This is a genomic window from Paenibacillus antri, assembly GCF_005765165.1.
Classification (GTDB): domain Bacteria; phylum Bacillota; class Bacilli; order Paenibacillales; family YIM-B00363; genus Paenibacillus_AE; species Paenibacillus_AE antri.
Genome location: NZ_VCIW01000001.1, coordinates 41318 through 61981 on the forward strand (window position 1 = coordinate 41318; position 20664 = coordinate 61981).

Genomic DNA, 20664 nt, shown 5'->3' on the forward strand with positions numbered 1-20664 from the left:
TCGGTGAACGGCAATCGGCTTCGACACCCTTGCGTCGAAGCCGATTGCCGTTCACGCTCTATTCTTGTCTCGATACTCCTGCGGCGTAATGCCGAAGTAACGCTTAAACACCTTAATGAAATATTGGGGATTCTGATAGCCCAGCCTCGCCGTAATCTCGTAGATGCGTTCTTGCGTATTCTTTAACATATACGCCGCCTTCTCCATTCGAAAGCGATACAGGTAATCGCTGATGCTCTCCCCGGTCTCGCTCTTATAGACTCTCGACAAATACGACGGGTTCAAATACACGTGATCCGCCAACGTCTGGACGGAAACGTCCTCCTCCATATGCAATTCGATGTAGCGGTGTACTTGGTCGACGATCGTCGCGCGGGTATTGCCCGCCTCCTTGTCCATCTCTTGTTTTAATCGCCCGTAGACGCGGTAGGACCAATCCTCGAGTTGTCGGATCGTCTGGAACTGGTTCGCGTCGAGAAGCATTTCGTAATCGGTCTCGGAAATCAACTCGTGCAGTCTTCGTCCGTTCTTATGGCTGATATAAGCGAAGGACCCCGATACCTCGAAGAATACCTCCAGAATATGTTCTTGCGACTCGTTCCATATATCGTTGAGTTCCTTGAAGATGCGCTCCAGCTTTCGTTCGAGCTGTTCGAAGCGTCCCGCCTCGAACAGCTGCTTGAAGGTCGGCGGCTAGTACAGCCGCTCGATCGATCGGATGCGGGCGGTTTCCGCCTCTCCGCGAATGGTCAGGAAAAACTCCCGCTCGCTCCCTACCTGCTGTCTGAAAGAAAATAGCGCTTGTTGATACAAAGGCGGAATATCCCGCGGGAAGACGCCCCGACGCGTGGCCAGAATCGATATGCGGCCCTTCAAGAAATGTCGAACCTGTTCTTGCAGTTGCTCGGCCAACGCCTCGAGATCCGCGTCTCCCGCGTCCGGCTTTCGTTTCGCGAGAAAGACGAGATAGTCGTGGGGGTCCTTGCCGAACCACAACTCGAAGGCCGGACGGAAAATTTCCTCCGTAATGTTGCACACTGCGAATTCGAACAGCGACACGCTGTGTTCGTCGTAATCGTCGAACTCCTCCTCGAGCCGAATCATCAGCATCGCGACTTCGTCGCCGGGACCGAACTGAAGCTCGTAGGTTCGCATCTTGTTCAACAGCGCCGTCTCCGAACCGATTCGCCGCTGCAGCACGTCCAGCAAGAGCGTCTCGTGCAGACGCGGCAAGTTTTCGCGCAGCGTATGAATCGCGCGCCGTACCATCTCGTCGGATTCCCGTTCCCGCGCCAGTTCGCCGATGACCCTGCTTACGACTTCTATAATCTCTTCGTTGGACGCCGGCTTGAGCAAGTAGTCGGAAATCTGGGCCAGAATCGCTTGCTTTGCATACTCGAATTCGGCGAAGCCGGACAACAGGATGCACTTGGTGCCTGGCCGAGCGGACCGGATGCGGTCGAGGAGCTCGAGGCCCGACATGCCGGGCATCTTGATATCCATCATGACGATGTCGACCGCATGCTCCTCCAACACCTTCAGCGCGCCGTGCCCGGAATACGCTTTATATACGGGACCGACGCCGAGTTCCTCCCAGCGGATCGTGCCGGCGATATCCTCGACGATGTGCGCATGGTCGTCGACGATCAATAATGGGTGCATCGATCATCCCTCCTTGTTCCCGGTTGATTCTCTCCAATGGAGCGTTACGATGCATCCGCCCGTCTTCGGCGAAGCGATCTCCAGTCCCGCTCCCTTCCCGAAGCGATGAACCATCCGTTGATGTACGTTCCACATCCCGTACCCCGTCTCTTCGTCCTGCGGGAGACTTAGCTTCCGTTTCAACGCGAACAGGGCTTCCGGCGCCAGACCTACGCCGTTGTCTTCGACGACGATCCGATGTTCGTCGCCGTCGGACAGGCCGTAAATATGAATCATCCCGGGAGCTTCCATCGGCTCGATCCCGTGAACGACCGCATTCTCTACCGCAGGTTGGATGATCAGCCTCGGAATGACGGCATCCATCATACGCTCCGGAATATCGACGCTGAAGTTAAATCGAGGCATCTGCAGTCGCTGAATATTCAAGTAATTCGCGATGAGCTCCATCTCTTCGCGGATCGTCGTGTCCTCCGATTCGATACGCGTCGTATAGCGATAGTATTTGCTTAAGTTTAGCGCCATCGCGACGACCGGTTCGTTTTTTCCGAGCTGCGCCATGCTCTTGATGAAAGCGAAACAGTTGTATAAAAAATGCGGATTGATTTGGGACTGCAGTTGCTTCAGCTTGGCCTCCTTCGACCGAAGCTTCTCTTGGTACACCCGCTCGATCAGCTCTTGAATTTGCTCGGCCATCTCGTTGAACCGGGTAAACAAAAAGTCGAATTCGCCGCTTTGTTTCATCGCGATCCGTGCGGAATAATCGCCGATCTTCAGCCGTTGCACGCCTCGAACGAGTTGAACGATCGGCATCTGCACATGTTTATAAAGCAAATACGCGGAGAGAACGCCGAGCGTGACCATCAGTCCCGCGGCGAAGAAGAACGTATTGCGACTATCTCGAATCGGCGACAAAATCTCTTCCACGGGAATGTAGTCGATCAAATACCAACCGAGACTTTCCGAGCGAACGTAGCTGAGCAGGTAGTCTCGCCCCTCCAGCTTGACCGTCCGATGACCGGAATCCCCGACGACCGGCGGTTCCGTCCCGCCGATGATCAACCCGATCAACGTCCGTTCGGCCGAACGGTTCGTAATCGGTCGGTAGGAGGGATGATACAAGAACGGGTCGCCGGTTCCTCCGATCTTAAAGTCGTCGAGCATCTTCACGATGCTGTCTTCGGTAAAGCCGACCTCGACGATCAGCTCCGCCCGGCGCGGGTCGGCTTCGGCGGCCGCCGGCAATACCTCATGCTTCACGAAGGTATGCCGTTCTTGCCCGTACAGATCGTTCAGCCGATACGACCATCGCCTTGTCGATAAGCTGGTCGAAGCGAATTTCCGTTCGTAATCGATCGAGGCGAGCGTCGTGACTCCGGTCCGCAGCCGCGGCGAATAGACGGTCAGTTGGTTGGTCCAGCCGCCGATCGCGTTGTGCATCCGCAGTTTATCCAACATCCGGGTCTTGACCTCCACCATTTGGTACACCCTTGCGTCTTCCCTCATGTCCTTGAATTCCCGCACGGTCGAGTCGGTCCCCAACGTGATCGCGAACAAGTCGAGCTGTTCGATGTTGGTTTCTACCTGGCTGAGAAAGAAGGATAGCTGCTTCACCGTCGAAGCGGCGATTTCGCTCCGGACCACATTCTCGCTGATGCGGTTGGAGTATAGAAACAGGATGAGGAACGGGCCTAGCAGCACGATCAACGTGACCATGCCTTTCTGGAAAATGTTCATTTTCATCCACATAGGCGCGACCTCCGGAAGTAATTAAAAGTGCATCGAAGTGGGAAGATTGCCATGTAACCCTTTACAAACAACCAGTAGAATGACCATATCACAAGATTTCAAGAAAGCGAGGCTTACTTTAAGTGAAATTGAAAACGACATCGACCGTTCCTGTCAAGCCTCAAAGTTTCGGCACGTGGAAGAGATTGTACCAGTACAGGTACCTATACCTGCTCGGCGTGCCCGGGATCGTCTTCTTCCTGATCTTCAAGTACATCCCGATGGGGGGCATCGCGATCGCCTTCCAGAACTACAGTCCCATCCGGGGCATGATGGGAAGCGATTGGGTCGGGTTCGCGCATTTCGCGAGATTGTTCGGCGAACCGGATTTCTGGATGATCTTCCGAAATACGCTCGTGTTGAGTATGCTCGGCATCATCTTTTTATTCCCGGCTCCGATCCTGCTCGCGCTCGTGCTGAACGAGGTGCGGAGTAAGGTGTACAAGCGAACGGTTCAAACGATCATCTATCTTCCACACTTCATCTCATGGGTCGTTATCGTCAGCCTTACGTTCGTCTTTCTCTCGACGGAGGTTGGCCTTCTTAACAAACTGCTCGTCGCGCTCGGTTTCGATAAGGTCCGATTCATGATGGAAGAAGACTACTTTTACCCGATCGTGCTGCTCCAAGGGCTGTGGAAAGATGTCGGATGGAATACGATCATCTATCTGGCCGCGATCGCCGGCGTCAATCCGTCGCTCTACGAAGCGGCCGAAATCGACGGAGCCGGACGGTTTTCCAAGGTATGGAACGTGACGGTGCCTTCGATCGTCCCGACGGTCATCATTCTGTTTATTCTCGGTCTCGGCAACATTCTGGAAGTCAACTTCGAACAACTATGGCTGATGCAGAACCCGTTGGTATTGAATGTATCCGAAGTGTTCGATACGTACGTCTACAAGGTCGGCATTCAGGGCGGTCAATTCAGCTACAGTACCGCCGTCGGCATCTTTAAGTCTTTCGTCGGCCTCGCGTTGATCGTCGGAGCGAATTACTGGATCCGCAAGAAAGGATATGAAGGCATATGGTAAGAACCGATCGACTGTTTCTCGCCGCCGTCTACACGTTCCTCTTTCTGTTATCGGCCGCGATGATATTTCCGTTGCTTTACGTGTTGGCCGTATCGTTCACGGACCCGAAAGTGTACGTTCCGGATCAATTGACGTTGTGGCCGAAGAAGTGGTCTCTTAGCGCGTACGAGTACATTCTTTCCGGCGGGGCGATCGTTAACGCCTTGAAATCTACGTTATTCATCACGGTTGTCGGAACGCCGATCTCTCTCATCGTTACAAGCTCGTTCGCCTACATGTTGTCCAAAAATTATTTGCCCGGACGCAACGTCATGCTGCTGCTCGTTCTGTTTACGATGCTGTTCAGCCCCGGCATGATTCCGAATTATTTACTGATCCGAAATTTAGGGTTACTGGATAGTTTATGGGCTCTGATTCTCCCGATGGCGACGAACGCCTGGTCGATTCTCGTCATGAAAAGCTTCTATCAATCGATTCCGTCCGAACTGGAGGATTCCGCCAGAATCGACGGCTGCAACGACCTTCAGATTTATTCGCGCATCATCTTGCCGCTCTCGAAGGCGCCGATGGCCGCGTTCACTTTATTCTTCGCCGTAGCCTTCTGGAACGTGTACTTCTCAGCCCTTCTTTACTTGCGGGACAGTACGCAATGGACGTTGCAGGTCATTCTGCAGCAGGTCGTCCTTGCCTCGAACGCGTCGCAATTCGTCGACAGCGCCGTGGCGTCGCAGATGGATAACATCATGACGATGCCGCCCGAGACGGTCAAGATGGCCACGATTATTATCGTCATCGCGCCGATCCTGCTCGTCTATCCGTTTTTACAGAAGCATTTCGCCAAGGGCGTATTGATCGGGTCGGTCAAGGGATGATTTTAGAGAGAGAGATCTCTAAAATAGATAACAATACACTAGGAGGGTTCCAAAGATGTTGAAACGAATGAGACCTAAGGGAGCTAACACGGCTTCCGCCATCCTCCTCTGCGCCGCTCTTACGGTAGTTACGGCTTGCAGCGGAAACGGCGGTACCGCGACGAACGAAAGCCCGACCGGAACGGCGACCCCGCCGGCGGACAATCCGTCGACGGGGATCGAGACGCCGGCAGAACCGTTGCCGCCGCTCGAGATCTCTTGGATGAACTATGCCTGGGGAACCCCGCCGGCCGGAAACGACGAAGTGCTAAAGAAGATTGAAGCGGACACGAACACGATCATCCGCTTCGATTGGGTTCCGACGAACGGATACGAGGAGCGTACGAACGTGGCGCTGACGACAGGCGACGTAAACGACGTCGTTCAGATCGAAACCGGCAACTCCCAATTGTATACTTCCGTCGTCCACGGAGCGATCCAAGCAGGCGTGTTCCATGATCTGACGCCGTATCTCGGCACTCCGGAGGCTCGGGCGCAATATCCGAATTTGGCTCGTTATCCGGATACGACGTGGGATAACATTCGATACGAAGGGAAAATCTGGGGCGTTCCTCGCCATTCCAGCCCTCCGGTCTGGGACGGCATCACGATTCGCAAAGACTTGCTCGACCAAGTCGGCATGGAGCCCCCTACGAACATCGAAGAGTTCACCGCGTTCCTGAAAGCGGTCAGCAAGCCGCCGGAGATGTACGGTCTCGCGATTAAAGAGGTGAACACGATCTTCTCCAACGCGTTCACCGGCGTACAGAATTGGGATACCGACGAAGAAGGCAATTTTATCTTCCATGCGTTCATGCCGGAGTACAAGGATTATCTCGATTGGCTGAAAGACCTCTATGAATCGAAAGCGCTTCATCCGGAATTTCCGGTTGTAGAAGGGACCGTTCAAGCGATGTTCCGCAAGGTAGGCACGTATGCCGCCGTAGCCTCGAACATGCATCAGTTGACGATTCCAAGCTTTATTCAACAGCTCAAAGACGTCGTCCCTACCGGCGAACCGTTGACGCTCATGCCGCTGCAAGGGCCGAAAGGGTATGTGACGAACATGACGCTCGGCTTCTGGACGAATTTGATGATCAGCTCCAAGGTAAAAGAAGAAGATATTCCTCGCATACTCTCGCTGATCGATTACATGTCTTCCGAAGAGTACATGGTGAAATTAACGAAGCAAGGCATCGAAGGCATTCACCACAACGTCGTGGACGGCAAGGTCGAGCTGACCGAAGCGTACAAGAACGAAGCGATCGAAGGCTACGGCTGGCCGGGCGACTACTACAACGGCATGAACAATGCGCAGTTGAACGACGCGGAGCCGGAGCGGCTGGAGCATCTCAAGCAGGTATATGAGAAGTCTACCGAGGTTTCGACCTACTCCAATCCGGCGACGAATCTGTACTCTCCGACGCTCGGAGAGCGCTGGGGCGACCTGACTCGTACGCTCGAGGACATGAAGGTGAAATACGTCATGGGCGAAATCACGGTTCAGCAGTGGGACGATTATGTCGCGGGCATCACTTCTCACGCCGACTATAAGAAAATCCTCGAAGAATTGAAAACGTCCTACCAAAACGCGAAGTAACACGCAATGCGAAAGGGACGGTCTCGAAGTCATCCTTGATGACCGAGAGACCGTCCCTTCGCGCTTCATTGGAACCAATCGTCTGCGTCGGGTTACCCGACCTCGTTCACGGGTTCGTCGAGCGCGGCCAGCTGTAGCGACCGCAGCTCGCTCTTCAACGACGCGACGCGGTCCGCGTAGGCCGGGTCGGCGTATACGTAGTTCAAATCGTACGGATCCTTCTCCAAGTCGAACGATTCCCACTCCGGAGGACGGCGTTGCTCGATCGACCCGGACGTGCCGAGCGCTTCCGCGTAGTATCCCCGGTCGTTCGAGCTGTACATGCAACGCTTCGAGCGGCGGCCGCATTTCGAGACGATCTCGCTCGGAATTCTGCTCGAGATCGTCGGCTCGTGATGCGGGAGCTCGTATCGCCTCCGCCGCCCAAAAGAAAGCTCCATCTCGCGCGCGAGATGGAGCAATATATCGCGGAACATTATAGAGAACGAATTCCAGTGAAGCGCTTGGCCGAACGGATCGGCCGTTCGCCGAATTACGCGGGCGCGTTCGGCGCTCGCCAGCCGTTCTTACCAGACAGTATAACCTCCGTCTACGCTGAACACGCCGCCCGTCGCGAACGACGACGCTTCCGAAGCCAGGTACACGGCGATGCCCTGAAGCTCGTGCGGCATGCCCGGCCGGCCCATCGGCGTCATGCTCATCCACCGTTCGATCAGCTCGCCGCCGGTGCGGAAAAACTTCTCCGTCAGCTCGGTCTTCATATAGCCTGGCGCGATCGTATTGACGCGGATGCCGTGAGGCGCCCATTCCGCGGCAAGCGTCTTCGTCAACGAAATGACGCCGGCCTTCGAGACGTTATAGGCGATCTGATTTTGCGGCGTATTTACGATGGTTCCGGACATCGAGGAGATGTTGATGATCGATCCTCTCCGCTGTCGAATCATCTCCCGCCCGACGGCTTGGGACATCAGGAAGACGCCGTTCAAGTTGACGTCCATGACGGCCGTCCAGTCCTCGTACGTCATGTCCTCCGCCTTGGCGTTCCGCACGATGCCGGCGTTGTTGATCAAGACGTCGATGCGTCCGAATGCCCGGACGGTCTCCTCGCGGACCCGCTCCGCGTCGTTCGGATCGCATACGTTCGCCTCGATCGTCAGAACGCGAACGCCGTACCGTTCCCGCAGCTCCCGAGCCGCTTCGTCCGCCTTCGCCGCATTCAAATCGACGATGACGATGTCCGACCCCATCTCCGCCAGCCCCTCGGCCATCGATTTGCCGAGTCCGACCGCGCCTCCCGTGACGATCGATGCATAGTTCGCCAAGGAAAATTGTTCGCGAATTCCCATTAGCCGTCCCCTCCTTCGTCCATGATAGCTTACGTCGGCCAAAGCTGTCGACGGTTCCGGTAAAACTCCGCCCAACGCTCCAGATGATCGGTCGTAATCAAGGAAGCCGGGTACAAGGACGCGACGATCTCCATCTGCTCTTGCGTTTCGACCGGCCACGGTCCGGGCACGATGCCCTCCTCCAGCATTCGCTCGTAGAACAAGGGGGAGAAATAACGAAATTGGGTGAATAAGTAGTCCGCGCGAATCTCTTTCATGAACGGAAACACGTACGGCATGCTGCCGGAGCTGATCAAGCCGAGGCGGATGCGATCGTCCAACGTTCTCGTCCGCTCCACCGCGTAATGATCGAAGGACGTGACGCACGATTGGTCCCGCGTCCCCGTGCGGTACAGCACCTCGAGCACGGCCGCTTCCAAGCCCGGATATAAATCCCCGGCTTGCTTCAGCTCGATGAATACGTCGGCGCGGCCCTTCAATGCATTCATCGCTTCTTCGAGCGTAGGGATCTCCTCGCTCCCTCGCACGCGATAACGCTTTAGCTGTTGCAGCGTGTAATCTCGGATCGAGCCCGACCCGTCGGTCAACCGGTCCAGCGTAAAGTCGTGAAAGACGACCGGAACGCCGTCCTTGCTCAGTTGTACGTCCAGCTCCACATGGGAGAAGTTCAGCTCGCACGCCTTCCGGAACGAAACCAAGGTATTCTCGGGCAGCAGCGCGGGATACCCTCGATGGGCGATGCCTCTTATTTTCATCATGACGTCCCCCCTTCTCGCGCGTCCGGCACGATCGCGCCGTGCCGGCGCAGCGTCGCTCGCAGCTCTTCGACGTCCACGTCCCGGACCGGCACGCCGGAGCGGACCGCGATCGCCGCCGCCGCCCCGGCCGCCTGTCCGGTCGCCATGCTGGACGCCTGCACGCGGTATGCCGAATGCGCCTCGGCGTCCCCCGAGACGATGCGTCCGGCCGCGAGCAGCCACTCGCTGTTACGCGGGACGAGCGCGCCGTACGGAATCGTCGCGACGACGCCGTCGGCCAGCGGCCGGATGTCGATGCCGTTATCGTCGGGGAGATGCAGATCGATCGGATAATAGCTGTAGCAGACTGCGTCAGGCCACAAGCGTCCGGTTTTGTAATCTTCTCCGGTGACGCGCGCCTCTCCGACGATACGGTTCGTATCTCGAATGCCGCATTCCGCCCCGAAATCGTCGATGCTCAGATCCGCGCAGCCGGGCACCCGCCGAAGCAGGCGGTAGATGCGCATCAACGCGGCGCGTCCTTGCAAGTCCGCCTCCGCCTTCGAGCGGGAATCCGAGCCGTCGATCCGGACGATGTGGTTGCAGTTTCCGCCGCCCGACCGCAGCTCCCGCCAGAACGGCGGCTCTCCTTCGCCCGGCGGCGAGTGATCCGTATGCCGGATGTCGCCCGCCGCCGCCGCCTCGGCGGCGAGCGTCCGCAGCGCCTCGCGGTCGACATCCTCTAATCGGTATCCCGTCATATGGTACATCATCGTTCCGGGCTGCCTGCGCTCGGATTGCTCCAGCGGCAGTCCGAGCAGCGCGGCGACGTTGGCGTCCCCGGTGCAGTCGATCGCCGTCTTCCCATACACGGCCGACAGCCCGGTCTTTCCTGCCAACACGACCTCATAACCGCCTCGTTCCGACTTCCGGACGACGGCGGGCGATTCGTGCAGGCGCAGGCGTACGCCTGCGCCGCGCACCGCGTCGTCCCAGACGCTCGCGTACACGAACCGATTGACGAGAATATGATGGCGCGGATGCTTCCTCGGCGGATAAGGAACCGTGAAGTCCGGCAGCGCGGCCCCGCCTCTCCGCACCGTCTCCTCGATCGCTTCCCACCCGATGCCGCGAATGACTTGGCGTCCGAGACGCGTATGGAACAACCCGGGGAAGTTGACGCCGCCGACCGTCGCCGTCCCGCCGAGCATCCCGGTTCTCTCCACCAACGCGGTCCGCATGCCTTCTCTCGCGGCTTGAATCGCCGCGACGGCGCCTGCGGGACCGCCGCCGAAGACGAGTACGTCGTACTCGTCTTCGAGCGGGATCGTCGCTTGCAACGTTATCGATCCTATCGACATGGCCCGCTTCGCCCCTTACTTCAAGATGCCGAGCTTCATTAATTCGTCCGACGCGGACGTCAGGTACAGCTCCAGCTGGAACGTATCCCGAAGCGTCTGCAGGAACGCCGGAAATTCGTCGGTCGGACGAGTGCCGTAAATAAACTTGACGAGCTCCTCGCTCTCGAACTTCGCCTTGTCGGCCGGGTTCACCCCTTCCGGAATCGGCGAAAACCCGTCGTACACCGTTATGATCGGCAACGCGTTGGCGAATTCGAAATACGGCTTCAGCGAGCCGAACCGCGCGTTCAAATATTCCAGCTCCTTGCGGCCGGTCATCTGATGGATCGTCGCGTGTCCGACCTCCGCGAGCGTCTCCTCGATCACTTGCGGTCGACCGTCGACCAAGTTGTAGTGGCGCCCTTCGAGGCCGAAGTTGACGAGCAGCTGCCCTTCGCCGCCGGAAATATAGTTGAAGTACTCGACCAGCTTCCCGACCTTCTCCGGTTCCTTCTCCAACGTCTTCGGAATGACCATCCGGTAGCTCGTATTCCCCGCATCGTACGCGTCCGCGAACTTCCCGCCCGGTCCCGTCATCGCGTCCAGCTGCGTCCACGATTGGTTCGGGTTGATGGAATTCATTTTCTCCACCATGTCCGGACGCTTCATATGCGCCCAATGCGCGTATACGATGCCTGCTTGCCCCTTAAACCCTTTCTCCTGATGGGCAAGACCGGAATTCGTCAAAAACTCCGGATCGATCAAGCCCTGCCCGATCATGCCCTTGATATATTCGATCGCCTGCCGCGTCGCCGGAAGCTCCGTCGAATAGACGACTTGGCCGTTCTGGATCATGTAATGCCCGGGGGCGGCGACGCCGAAGGCGGCGAAGATCGGGCCGAGCGTTCCCTCGAAGCCGTTGCCGGTAATGCCGATCGTGTCCTTCTTCCCGTTCCCGTCGGGGTCTTCCTCGACGAACGCTTTCGCGACGGCCGACAACTCGTCGAGCGTCGTCGGCGCCTTGAGGCCCAGTTTATCCAGCCAGTCCTGACGCACCCAGAAGGTCGTCTGCACCGGAATGAGCGGGCGGTACGGAACCGAGTACTGCTTCCCGTCGACCTGCCCCTTCTTCATATGATCCTCCGTAAACCCGTTCTCCGGCGTAACGTTCGGCATGTCTTTCAGGTACGGCGTCAAATCGAGCAACAAGCCCTGCTTGGCGTATTGCGTCATCTGCAGCTTGTTGACCTGGAACGCGTCCGGCGGGCTGCCCCCCGCGATTTTCACGTTCAGCTGCTGTTCGTACTCGGAAGGAACCATCGTGATTTCCAGTTCCATATTGAGATTTTCATTCAACGCTTGCAATATGACGTCCTTATCCGGCGCCGGGAGTCCGCTGCCGCTTCGCATCATCGTCAGCTTCACGGGCTCCGCCGGCTTCGCGGGCGCCGGTTCGGATGCGGCCGGCGTCTCCGAACCGGCGGGCTTCTCCGCCGCATCGTCCGTCGGCGCGGTCCCCCCTCCGCCCGATGATCCCGAACATGCCGTAACGACCATCGAAAATAAGAGCAACATTACCGCAGCTTGCCGTCTCCAACGATTCCGCTTCATGTTCAACCGTCCCCTTTTCATTTGACTTTACCCCTTCACCGAGCCAAGCAGCGCGCCTTGCGTAAAATATTTTTGGATGAACGGATACACGATCAAGATCGGCAGCGTCGACAGAATGACTGCCGCCATCTGCAGCGATTCCGTCGGCAGCACGCGCTCGAAGTCGAGCTCCGGCATCTGCGATGTGTTCAAGATCCCGCGCAGCACGACCTGCAACGGATGCTTGCCGGCATCGCCGACATATAGAATCGCGCCGAGAAACTCATTCCAATGGCCGACCGAATAAAACAGGCCGACCGTCGCCAGGATCGGCGCCGAGAGCGGAATCACGATCATGGCGAGGATGCGGAGATCGCCCGCGCCGTCCACCTTCGCCGCTTCGTCGAGGCTTTCCGGCAAATTTTCGAAATACGTCTTCATGATGAGCAGATAAAACGTATGCACCGCCCCCGGAACGATCATCGACCAGAGCGAATCGATCAAACCGGTCGCCTTCACGACCAAATACGTAGGAATCATCCCGCCGTTAAAAAGCATCGTGAACACGAGGAACATCATGATCGGTCCGCGCAGCGGCAGCCGCTTCCGGCTGAGCGGGTAGGCCATCAGCGTCGTCAGCAACAAATTTAACGCCGTTCCTGCCACCGTAATAAAGATCGTGACCCCGTAAGCGCGGGGAATGTTGCTGTCCGTCATAAACGCGGTATACGCTTCGAACGTGATATTCCTCGGAATGATCGTAAACCCGCCGTTCTTCAACACTTCGGCATACGGCGTAAGCGATACCGAGAAGACGTACAGCAAGGGGAACAACACCGCCAGCGCCGAGCAGGCGAGCAGAAGGTAGACGAAGAAGAGAAATATCCGCTCCGCCCTGTTCGTTACCATATCCCGTCCCCCCATCTCCGCGCGACGCGGTTCGCCCATACGACCAGTACGAGTCCGATCAACGATTTAAACAGCCCGATCGCGGAAGCCAAGCTGAAATTAAACTGCTCGAGTCCCGTTCGGAACACGAAGGTGTCGAGAATATCGGCGACGGGATACACTTGCACGTTGTACATAATGAAAATCTGGTCGAAGCCCGCCTCCAAAATATTGCCGAGCCGAATGATCAGAAGCAAAATAATGACGCTTCGCATGCCCGGCAGCGTGACGTGCCAAATTAAGCGGAGCCTTCCGGCGCCGTCCGACCGGGCGGCTTCGTAAAGGGAAGGATCGATCGCGGCGATGGCGGCCAAGTAGATGATCGCGTTCCACCCGAATTCCTTCCAAATTTCCGATCCGACCAGCACGGTGCGAAACCAATCGATCGACGTCAGGAACGGCACGGTCGCGTCGAAATTTTCTTTCAACCACACGTTGACGAGACCGGTTCTCTCGGACAACAGCACAAGCAGCATCCCGTACACGATCACCCACGATAGGAAATGCGGCAGGTACGTAATCGTCTGAACGACTCTCTTAAACGCCAAGAGGCGAATCTCGTTCAGCAGGATGGCGAAGAGGATGCCGGGAGGGATGCCCCATAGCAGCTTATACAAAGAAATCAACAGCGTGTTGGAGAGCAGCTTCGTGAAGTAAGGTGATTCGTAGAAGTAGAGGAAATGCGAGTACCACGGATCCGCCCAAGGGCTGTCCCAGACGCCCAAGCCGATATTGAAATCTTTGAAAGCGATCACGGCCCCGAACATCGGTCCGTACTTGTAGACGGCGTAAAACGCAAGGCCCGGCAGCAGCATCAAGTAAAGCATCCGGCTGCTCCACATTCGCCGCAGCAGGCTGTGGTTCATGGCGTTCCATCCCCCTCTCATATAGTGCCTTACCACAATAATAGCCCTGAATCGGGAGGGACCGAAACAGGGCTGCGTTATCGTTTCGCAGGGGTACGTTAATGTCCGGCATCCGATTCCGGGCGTAACGCCGGATGCCGAAGGATCGTTCGGACGCCGCCGCCGCCGGTCCGCTCGAATGCAACGCCGTAGGTTTCGCCGAACGCGCGCCGGAGGCGGCGGCATACATTAGGCAATCCGATCGTTCGCGGCGTCTCTTCCTCCCGCCCGATCCGATTGAGCCGCGCGATGCTTTCGTCGTCGCAGCCCCGGCCGTTGTCCTCGATCGTGCATACGATATCGCCGCTGTCCGCCTCTCGATATACCGACAGGATCAGCTTGCCTTCGCCCGGCGGCAGCGGCCGAATGCCGTAGCGGATCGAATTTTCCACTAACGGCTGCAGAATCAGCTTCAGGAAGGGCAGCGGGCCGAGACCCGCGCCGACGGTAACGAGAACTTGGAACGAACCTTTGCGCATCTGCTCGATGCCGATATACGCTCGGACATGGTCCAATTCCCGCTCGAGCGTCGTCATCTCGCTTCCGTCGCTTAGGCTGAAGCGGAGCAAGTCGGCGAGCGACCGCACCATCTCCGAGATGCCTTGCTGTCCGGCCATATCCGCCCGCCACTTGATGGAGTCGAGCGTATTGTACAAGAAGTGCGGATTGATTTGGTGCAGCAGCATCTGGATTTCCAGCTTCCGCCGCTCCTCCTCCGAGCGCTTCGTCCCCTCGAGCAACTCTCGCATGCCGCCGATCATGGAATTGTACCCCCGCGTCAATTGGCCGATCTCGTCCGTTCGCGCCGAATCGCCCGGATACGGGTAATCCTCGAGCTGCCCGCGGTGCAGCTTCTTCATATGGCGGGCGATGCGCCGGAGCGGATCGGTAAAGCTGTTCGCGATCCATGCCAACAGGCCGGTGATGACGGCAAGACTGACCAAGACGGCGATCCAGACGTACCGATTCATCTGCCGAACTTGTCCGGTCACCTCCGCGGCCGGAATCATCGCCGCCAATCGCCATTCCTCGGCGCCGATGCGGGCCGATGCGGCATACAGCTCCTCGCCGTCTTCCGTATGCAGGCGAACCAGCTCTCCCGCAGCGCTTGGCGGCGTAAATCGGGCGGGCGGCCGCGCATCGTCCGCCGACGGCCCCCTCGCCTGCAGCAGGTCGCGTCCGTCCCGGTCTAACAGCTGAAGCCGATAATTCGGATATCGTTCGGTTTGCACGAGCGTCTCTCGCACCAGGCTAGCGGGAATGCGAATCGTAACGACCCCGAGATGGCGGAAATCCGGCGGGTACAGCGAACGGACGGAGCGCACGAAGTAAAAGTCGGCGTACTCGACGCCGAACTCATTCTGGAACTCATGCATCCAGAAGCCTTCTCCCGCTTCCCGTTCGGCCCGTTCGATCCAATCCCGTACGCCGCGCGGAGCGTCGGACCATAGCAATCCATAAGGCTCGAGCCGCTCCCAATTCCGTCCGAGCACGCTGAAGTAATAAGGACCCGCCAACTCCGATCGCAGCTTGGCGGCCTCGTTTTGAAATTCGAAATCGGCGACGTTCCCCGTCAAGTCGTTCGCGAGCAGCCGCTGCAATTTCTCCGACGCGTACAACGATACCGAATGACGCTCCACGGCTTCCATTAACTCCTGCAGCCTGCGGGCGTTGTTTTGTAAGTGGTCGAGCAGGAAGGCGGCGGTCGCGTTGTCCAGTCGCGCGCTGCTTTCGCGGTAGGAGAAATAACCGAGCAGGATGACCGGGACGTAGACGGACAACAGAAGGAGCGACAGCACCCTGCGGAACAGGGTCGATTCCGTGCCGCTCATCGTCCGAACCGAAATTCCTTGGGAGAGTGGCCGCACTTCTTCTTGAACGTCTGCCCGAAATGCTGAACGTCGGTATATCCGACCTTCTCGGCGATTTCGTATACCTTCAGCGTCGTCTCTCGCAGCAGCCTGCGGGCGGCTTCCATCCGGAGGTCGACGACGTATTCGCTGAAGGTCGTTCCGGTTTCGCGCTTGAACAGCTGGCTGAGCCAAACCGCCGACAGCCCGACATGCTCCGCGAGCTCCTGCAGCGTAATATCGCGGAAATACCGCTCGCGGATCCATCGTTTCGCTTGCTCGACGACGGCGTTCTCGTGGGTCGCCGATAGCCGCCCGCCGATGCCGAGGCAATGCTCGTATAGAAACCGTTTCATCTCCGGCGCCGTGAAGATCGCCTCCAGCCGTTCCCATAGCTCCACCGAAATTTGCGGGTGACCGCCGTCCAGCCGAGCGCCGACCGAGCCGTACAGGCGGGCGATCAGGTCGAGGCAACGTCGCTGCAGCTCCGCCGAGCTCGCCGCGGCGCCGCCGACGACCCAGCCGTCGACGACCTTCTCCACGCCGATTTCGATCCGCTCCGCGTCCGCGCTCACGATCGCTTCCATCAGCGCCGCGGCGGGATCTTGATCCTCGACCTTGGAGCGGACGTCCATATATCGGCAGACGGCGGCATCGGTGCCGAGCAGCGCGTACCGAAGCGCCGCCTTCGCCTGACCGAACGCCTCCGGCAGCGCTTGGATCGAAGCGGAGACGCCGCTCACTCCGATGCGAACGTTATATTTCTGGTAGACGCGAACGACTTGGTCGAGGCGATCCGCAAGCGCATCGCTCTTCGACTCCTCCGCGATAATGATCCATTGCTGCGAAGGCGCGCGCAGGATGACCGCCGGCTCGAATTCCCGAACGACCTCCCTGCCGATATTGCCGATGGCGAATCTTCGCAGCTCGAGCTCCCGTTCCGGAACGCGGCGGCCGTCCGGCCCGTCCGCCGCCGCGGCACAATCGACGGCGAGCACCTGATAGGCTCCGTTCGCCAGCCATTCGAGCTCCCAAAATTTCAATCGATGCACGAGATGCTCCCTCATCGGCGCGGCTTCCGTGCACAACCCGAGAAGGAACGTATCGCGCAGCGAGAGAGCCCCGAGCTTGGCGTAAGGGTGTAAGCCGTCCGCCTTCTCCCGCTCCGCCGCTTCCTCTCTTACCAGCTTGACGAGCGTGCGGATTTTCGAGCGAAGCTCCTCGCGATCGAACGGCTTTAAGATGTAATCCTGTACGCCGAGCTGGATGCTTTGCCTAGCGAATTCGAAATCCCCGTAACCGCTTACAATAATAAACTTAGGTTGGTAATCGGGCCGTTTCGCGCGTTCCACCAATTGCAGGCCGGTCATGCCGTCCATGACGATATCCGTCAGCACGATCGGCGGACGCTCCCGTTCAATCGCGAGCAGCGCCTGTTCAGGGTTGTCGAAAGCGAGCACGTCCATCGATTCGCTTCCGCCGTTCGGTCCTTCCGTTCGAAGCTCCTGCAGCGTCCGCTCCATTCCTCTCAGAATATCCGGTTCGTCCTCCACGATCACGATCTTCAATAAGTCCCGCCCCCTATAAACACGCTTTGGGATTATTATAAGCGATCTTCCCCCTCGAAGGGGGGGATTCTACGAATAACTTGAATTCTATATAAAAGACCCTTGACGCATCGATATTCGACGCATCAAAGGTCCATTCGATTCTTGCAAGGACGAACGGGCAGATTTCACCTCTACGGATTCAGCCCTTCACCGCTCCTGCCGTAATGCCTTGAATGATGTATCGCTGCATGAACAGGAAGAAAATCATGACCGGCACGATCGCGAGCGTGAGGGCGGCCATGCCGAGATGCCATTCGTTCGTATATTGCCCGAAGTACACCGCGGCGGCCAACGGAATCGTCCGATTCGCCGGGGAACTGAGCGTGATGAGCGGCAACAGAAAGTCGTTCCATATCCAGAGCGTGTGCAGGATCGCGACCGTCGTCGTGATCGGCGACAGGAGCGGCAGCAGGATGCGGAAGAAGATGCCGAACGGCCCGCTTCCGTCGATCGAAGCCGCCTCCTCCAGCTCGCGCGGAATCGACTTGATGAAGCCATGATACAGGAACAACGCCAATGGAATCCCGAAGCCCCAATACATGATAATAATCCCGTAGATCGTGTTGATGATGCCCAAATCCTTGGCCACCTTCACGAGCGGAATCATCATCGTCTGGAACGGGATGACGAGCGCCGACAAGATCGCGAGAAAGATCACGTTGCTGAGCCAGCCCGGACGGCGGACCAATTGGTATGCGGCCATCGAGCTGATAAGCAGAATGCCGGACACCGAAAACACGGTGATGATGATCGAATTCATAAACACGCCGAGGAAGTTGAGCTGGTTCCATACGATGGCGTAATTTTGGAATTGGAACACGTCCGGCAGCGCCATCGTGGACGTGACGACCTCGCCGTACGTCTTCAACCCGTTGATCACCGTCATGTAGATCGGGACGAAAAACAGAATCGCGACGACGATCATAACGATTTCGACCAGAAGCATCCCGGCGTTGTAACGCGCCTGTTTCACAACTCCACCTCCCTGCGCTTCATCGTACCGACCTGGACGATCGAAATCGTCGCCAAGATGAAGAAGAACAAGACGGCCTTCGCCGCGCCGTACGTGAACAAGTTCTTCGTGAAGGCATCCAAGTAGATGTGCAGCGCGATCGACTCGGTCGTGCCGAACGGACCGCCTTCGGTTAACGCGAAGTTCAAATCGAACGCCTTAAATCCATTGGATATCGCTAGAAACAAGTTGATCGTCATCGCCGGACGGATCAGCGGGAAGATGACGTTATACAATTGTCTCCACCGGCCGGCCCCGTCGATTTCCGCGGCCTCCAACAGGTCGGACGGCACCCCCTGCAGCGCGGCCAAATAGACGATCATGTAATACCCGACGGAATGCCAGACCGTGACCAGGACCAGCGCCCAAAACGCGTAATCGGGAAGGCTCAGCCAATTTTTCAGAAACAACGACCACTGGGTCGCCTCGCCGATATCGGGAAACAATTGCGTAATGATAAACTGCCAGATGAAACCGATAATGACGGAACCGATGACGTATGGCATGAAGAACGCCGTACGCAGCACGTTTCTCGACTTCAACGGCATATTGAGCAGCATCGCCAATAGGAACGCGAACACATTCAGCAAAATCGTCGTCGCGATGACGTATTTCGCCGTGAACGCGAACGATCGATAGAAGCCGCTGTCGCGAACGATGTTTCTGTAGTTGTCCCATCCCGCCCAACCGATGACGGGGCTGATCCCGTTCCAATCCTGGAACGAGAACAAGATCGCCCGAAGGAACGGAACGACGATGATCAGCGTGAAAAAGATCAAAGCCGGGGCGACGAACACCGTATAGGTGAAAGCTCTCCGCGCTCTCGCGTTCATTGCGCATCCCCTTCTTAAGCCGATGGTATACCGTCGAAAACGGTCGATGCATGACCCTTCCGCAAGCCATGCATCGAGCTTTCGAATCGGAAATGTTTATTTCTTCTTTCTTGCGTCCCAGATCGACTGCACTTCGCGCAGCGCGCCCTCTCGGTCCATTTGGCCCGCGACGTACGCTTGAAGCGGCTTCGCGAATTCTTGGTTCGAACCGGTCGGCCATAACGTGTGCGCCCACGGAACGGTTTTCTTTTCGTCGACGTACCTGCTGAGATCGGAAGCCAGCGGTCCGAGCTCCTCCGTCGTCTCCAAATCGGTGAACGCCGGGATCAGCTTGAACGATTCGACCAAATACTTTTGCCCGTTCTCGTGCAGCCACGTCAGGAACTTCCTCGCTTCGTCGGCGTTCTTGCTGTTCTTGTTGACGACATAGTAGCCGGGAACCCCGACCGGCAATCGGGTATCGTCGGCGTTATCGGTCAACGGAATCGCGAACATGCCCATGTCGATATCCGGATTGATCTTCAGAATCGAATCGATCGTCCATACGCCTTGCTGCATCATGGCCGTCTTGCCTGTCGCGAAGTTCGTCACTTGGTCGTCGTAGCTTACGCCGACCGATTCGGGGCCCTTGCCGTAGTTCAACGTCATGTCGAGCACGTCGAAGAACCCGTTCATATTGGCGACATCGCTCACCTTCGCATCGCCGGCATTGATCCTTTCGATCGTTCCTTCCGGATCTTGCTCGTAGGCGAACGGCAGGTTGAACAAGTGTTGACCAAGCACCCACCATTCCTTATAGCCTTCCGCGTACGACGCGATCCCCGCCGCCTTCAGCTTTTCGTTCACTTCCTTCAGCTCGGACAACGTGGTCGGCACGTTCTTGATGCCGGCTTTCTCGAACAAGTCTTTATTGTAGATAAAGCCGTACCCCTCGAACGCGAACGGGAATCCGAGCTTCTTGCCGTCGACCGTCATGCCCGGAACGGCCGCCTCGGCGACCTTCCCCATCCACGGCTCGTCGGACAAGTCCGCTAACCGATCGGACCAGTCGGCGATATCGGTGAAAGCTTTGGTCGCGAAAATATCCGGCTCGTCCCCGGAAGCGAAACGCGTCTTCAGGATCGTCTCGTAATCGGTCGTCACCTGCGCGTCGATGACGACATTCGGATGGGCCTTCGTGTAATCCGCTGCCATCGCTTTGACCTTGTCGGTAATTTCAACCTTGAACTGGAGCAGCTTCAAGGTCACTTTCCCGCCGTCGCCCCCCGCATCCCCGGCGTTACCGCCTTCGTTGCCGGCCTCGTTCCCGGCGTTGCCGCCCGCTCCGTTATTCGCTCCGCCGCCCGCGCAGCCGACCAGTACCATCGCGAACAAAGCGATGATGCTGACGATGGAAAACCATTTTCTCATGGAAGATCCCCCTTCATTTGGTTCTGAACTGGTCTTATTGTAACCGCGCGGGGAAATAAGATGCAGGGATCTACTCCGAACGCAAAAAACAAGC

At 57.5% G+C, this 20664-nt stretch carries 18 protein-coding genes; 3 read left to right on the top strand and 15 right to left on the bottom strand.

Annotated features, from left to right (window positions below):
• Positions 1–51 precede the first annotated feature (51 nt).
• From FE782_RS00165 to FE782_RS00175, 3 genes are all read right to left on the bottom strand, one after another.
• Positions 52–507, bottom strand: a complete 456-nt coding sequence (locus tag FE782_RS00165) for a helix-turn-helix transcriptional regulator (protein ID WP_138191299.1) — start codon at positions 505–507, stop codon at positions 52–54.
• A gap of 186 nt (positions 508–693) precedes the next feature.
• Positions 694–1662 (bottom strand): response regulator, encoded by a 969-nt coding sequence (locus FE782_RS00170; protein ID WP_138191301.1) that lies wholly within the window; start codon positions 1660–1662, stop codon positions 694–696.
• 3 nt (positions 1663–1665) lie between these two features.
• Positions 1666–3408 (bottom strand): sensor histidine kinase, encoded by a 1743-nt coding sequence (locus tag FE782_RS00175; RefSeq protein ID WP_138191303.1) that lies wholly within the window; start codon positions 3406–3408, stop codon positions 1666–1668.
• A gap of 122 nt (positions 3409–3530) precedes the next feature.
• Here FE782_RS00175 and FE782_RS00180 point away from each other — a divergent pair, with 122 nt between their 5' ends.
• Genes FE782_RS00180 through FE782_RS00190 form a run of 3 tightly spaced genes read left to right on the top strand, consistent with a single transcriptional unit; the run spans position 3531 to position 6989 of the window.
• Positions 3531–4478, top strand: coding sequence for an ABC transporter permease (locus FE782_RS00180; RefSeq protein ID WP_238392271.1), 948 nt, complete (start codon positions 3531–3533; stop codon positions 4476–4478).
• Positions 4472–5350: a carbohydrate ABC transporter permease gene (locus FE782_RS00185; RefSeq protein ID WP_138191305.1), complete on the top strand. Its 879-nt coding sequence runs from the start codon at positions 4472–4474 to the stop codon at positions 5348–5350. Before FE782_RS00180 ends, FE782_RS00185 begins: the two co-directional genes overlap by 7 nt.
• A gap of 55 nt (positions 5351–5405) precedes the next feature.
• Positions 5406–6989 (top strand): extracellular solute-binding protein, encoded by a 1584-nt coding sequence (locus FE782_RS00190; protein WP_138191307.1) that lies wholly within the window; start codon positions 5406–5408, stop codon positions 6987–6989.
• Positions 6990–7081: 92 nt separating this feature from the next.
• On the opposite strand, the gene FE782_RS00195 is transcribed toward FE782_RS00190, so the two are convergent.
• From FE782_RS00195 to FE782_RS00250, 12 genes are all read right to left on the bottom strand, one after another.
• Positions 7082–7465, bottom strand: a complete 384-nt coding sequence (locus tag FE782_RS00195; RefSeq protein WP_138191309.1) for a hypothetical protein — start codon at positions 7463–7465, stop codon at positions 7082–7084.
• A gap of 90 nt (positions 7466–7555) precedes the next feature.
• Complete coding sequence (locus FE782_RS00200) at positions 7556–8335, bottom strand: SDR family oxidoreductase (RefSeq protein ID WP_138191311.1); 780 nt, start codon at positions 8333–8335, stop codon at positions 7556–7558.
• Between the two features lie 29 nt (positions 8336–8364).
• Positions 8365–9093 (bottom strand): glycerophosphodiester phosphodiesterase, encoded by a 729-nt coding sequence (locus FE782_RS00205; protein ID WP_238392272.1) that lies wholly within the window; start codon positions 9091–9093, stop codon positions 8365–8367.
• A complete protein-coding gene (locus FE782_RS00210; RefSeq protein ID WP_138191313.1) occupies positions 9090–10433 on the bottom strand; it encodes an FAD-dependent oxidoreductase in 1344 nt (447 codons plus the stop codon). The genes FE782_RS00205 and FE782_RS00210 overlap by 4 nt, the downstream gene beginning before the upstream one ends.
• Positions 10434–10448: 15 nt before the next feature.
• Positions 10449–12023, bottom strand: a complete 1575-nt coding sequence (locus FE782_RS00215; protein WP_158299180.1) for an extracellular solute-binding protein — start codon at positions 12021–12023, stop codon at positions 10449–10451.
• 27 nt (positions 12024–12050) lie between these two features.
• Positions 12051–12911 (bottom strand): carbohydrate ABC transporter permease, encoded by an 861-nt coding sequence (locus FE782_RS00220; RefSeq protein WP_138191317.1) that lies wholly within the window; start codon positions 12909–12911, stop codon positions 12051–12053.
• Entirely contained in the window at positions 12905–13816 is a 912-nt protein-coding gene (locus FE782_RS00225; RefSeq protein WP_238392273.1) for an ABC transporter permease, read from the bottom strand. Before FE782_RS00225 ends, FE782_RS00220 begins: the two co-directional genes overlap by 7 nt.
• A 98-nt stretch (positions 13817–13914) precedes the next feature.
• Complete coding sequence (locus FE782_RS00230) at positions 13915–15687, bottom strand: cache domain-containing sensor histidine kinase (RefSeq protein ID WP_138191321.1); 1773 nt, start codon at positions 15685–15687, stop codon at positions 13915–13917.
• Positions 15684–17264: a helix-turn-helix domain-containing protein gene (locus FE782_RS00235; protein ID WP_238392313.1), complete on the bottom strand. Its 1581-nt coding sequence runs from the start codon at positions 17262–17264 to the stop codon at positions 15684–15686. Before FE782_RS00235 ends, FE782_RS00230 begins: the two co-directional genes overlap by 4 nt.
• A gap of 190 nt (positions 17265–17454) precedes the next feature.
• Positions 17455–18261 carry a carbohydrate ABC transporter permease gene (locus tag FE782_RS00240; RefSeq protein WP_138192361.1) on the bottom strand — a complete coding sequence of 269 codons (807 nt, stop codon included), beginning with the start codon at positions 18259–18261 and terminating at the stop codon, positions 17455–17457.
• Between the two features lie 23 nt (positions 18262–18284).
• Positions 18285–19160 carry a carbohydrate ABC transporter permease gene (locus FE782_RS00245; protein WP_138191325.1) on the bottom strand — a complete coding sequence of 292 codons (876 nt, stop codon included), beginning with the start codon at positions 19158–19160 and terminating at the stop codon, positions 18285–18287.
• Positions 19161–19256: 96 nt separating this feature from the next.
• Positions 19257–20570, bottom strand: coding sequence for an ABC transporter substrate-binding protein (locus FE782_RS00250; protein WP_138191327.1), 1314 nt, complete (start codon positions 20568–20570; stop codon positions 19257–19259).
• Positions 20571–20664 lie beyond the last annotated feature (94 nt).

Coding starts and splice junctions, on each gene's coding strand:
- FE782_RS00170 (WP_138191301.1), bottom strand. CDS start 1,662: ATGCACCCATTATTGATCGTCGACGACCATGCGCACATCGTCGAGGAT.
- FE782_RS00175 (WP_138191303.1), bottom strand. CDS start 3,408: ATGTGGATGAAAATGAACATTTTCCAGAAAGGCATGGTCACGTTGATC.
- FE782_RS00185 (WP_138191305.1), top strand. CDS start 4,472: ATGGTAAGAACCGATCGACTGTTTCTCGCCGCCGTCTACACGTTCCTC.
- FE782_RS00190 (WP_138191307.1), top strand. CDS start 5,406: ATGTTGAAACGAATGAGACCTAAGGGAGCTAACACGGCTTCCGCCATC.
- FE782_RS00195 (WP_138191309.1), bottom strand. CDS start 7,465: ATGTTCCGCGATATATTGCTCCATCTCGCGCGCGAGATGGAGCTTTCT.
- FE782_RS00200 (WP_138191311.1), bottom strand. CDS start 8,335: ATGGGAATTCGCGAACAATTTTCCTTGGCGAACTATGCATCGATCGTC.
- FE782_RS00205 (WP_238392272.1), bottom strand. CDS start 9,093: ATGATGAAAATAAGAGGCATCGCCCATCGAGGGTATCCCGCGCTGCTG.
- FE782_RS00210 (WP_138191313.1), bottom strand. CDS start 10,433: ATGTCGATAGGATCGATAACGTTGCAAGCGACGATCCCGCTCGAAGAC.
- FE782_RS00215 (WP_158299180.1), bottom strand. CDS start 12,023: ATGAAGCGGAATCGTTGGAGACGGCAAGCTGCGGTAATGTTGCTCTTA.
- FE782_RS00220 (WP_138191317.1), bottom strand. CDS start 12,911: ATGGTAACGAACAGGGCGGAGCGGATATTTCTCTTCTTCGTCTACCTT.
- FE782_RS00225 (WP_238392273.1), bottom strand. CDS start 13,816: ATGAACCACAGCCTGCTGCGGCGAATGTGGAGCAGCCGGATGCTTTAC.
- FE782_RS00230 (WP_138191321.1), bottom strand. CDS start 15,687: ATGAGCGGCACGGAATCGACCCTGTTCCGCAGGGTGCTGTCGCTCCTT.
- FE782_RS00240 (WP_138192361.1), bottom strand. CDS start 18,261: ATGCTTCTGGTCGAAATCGTTATGATCGTCGTCGCGATTCTGTTTTTC.
- FE782_RS00245 (WP_138191325.1), bottom strand. CDS start 19,160: ATGAACGCGAGAGCGCGGAGAGCTTTCACCTATACGGTGTTCGTCGCC.
- FE782_RS00250 (WP_138191327.1), bottom strand. CDS start 20,570: ATGAGAAAATGGTTTTCCATCGTCAGCATCATCGCTTTGTTCGCGATG.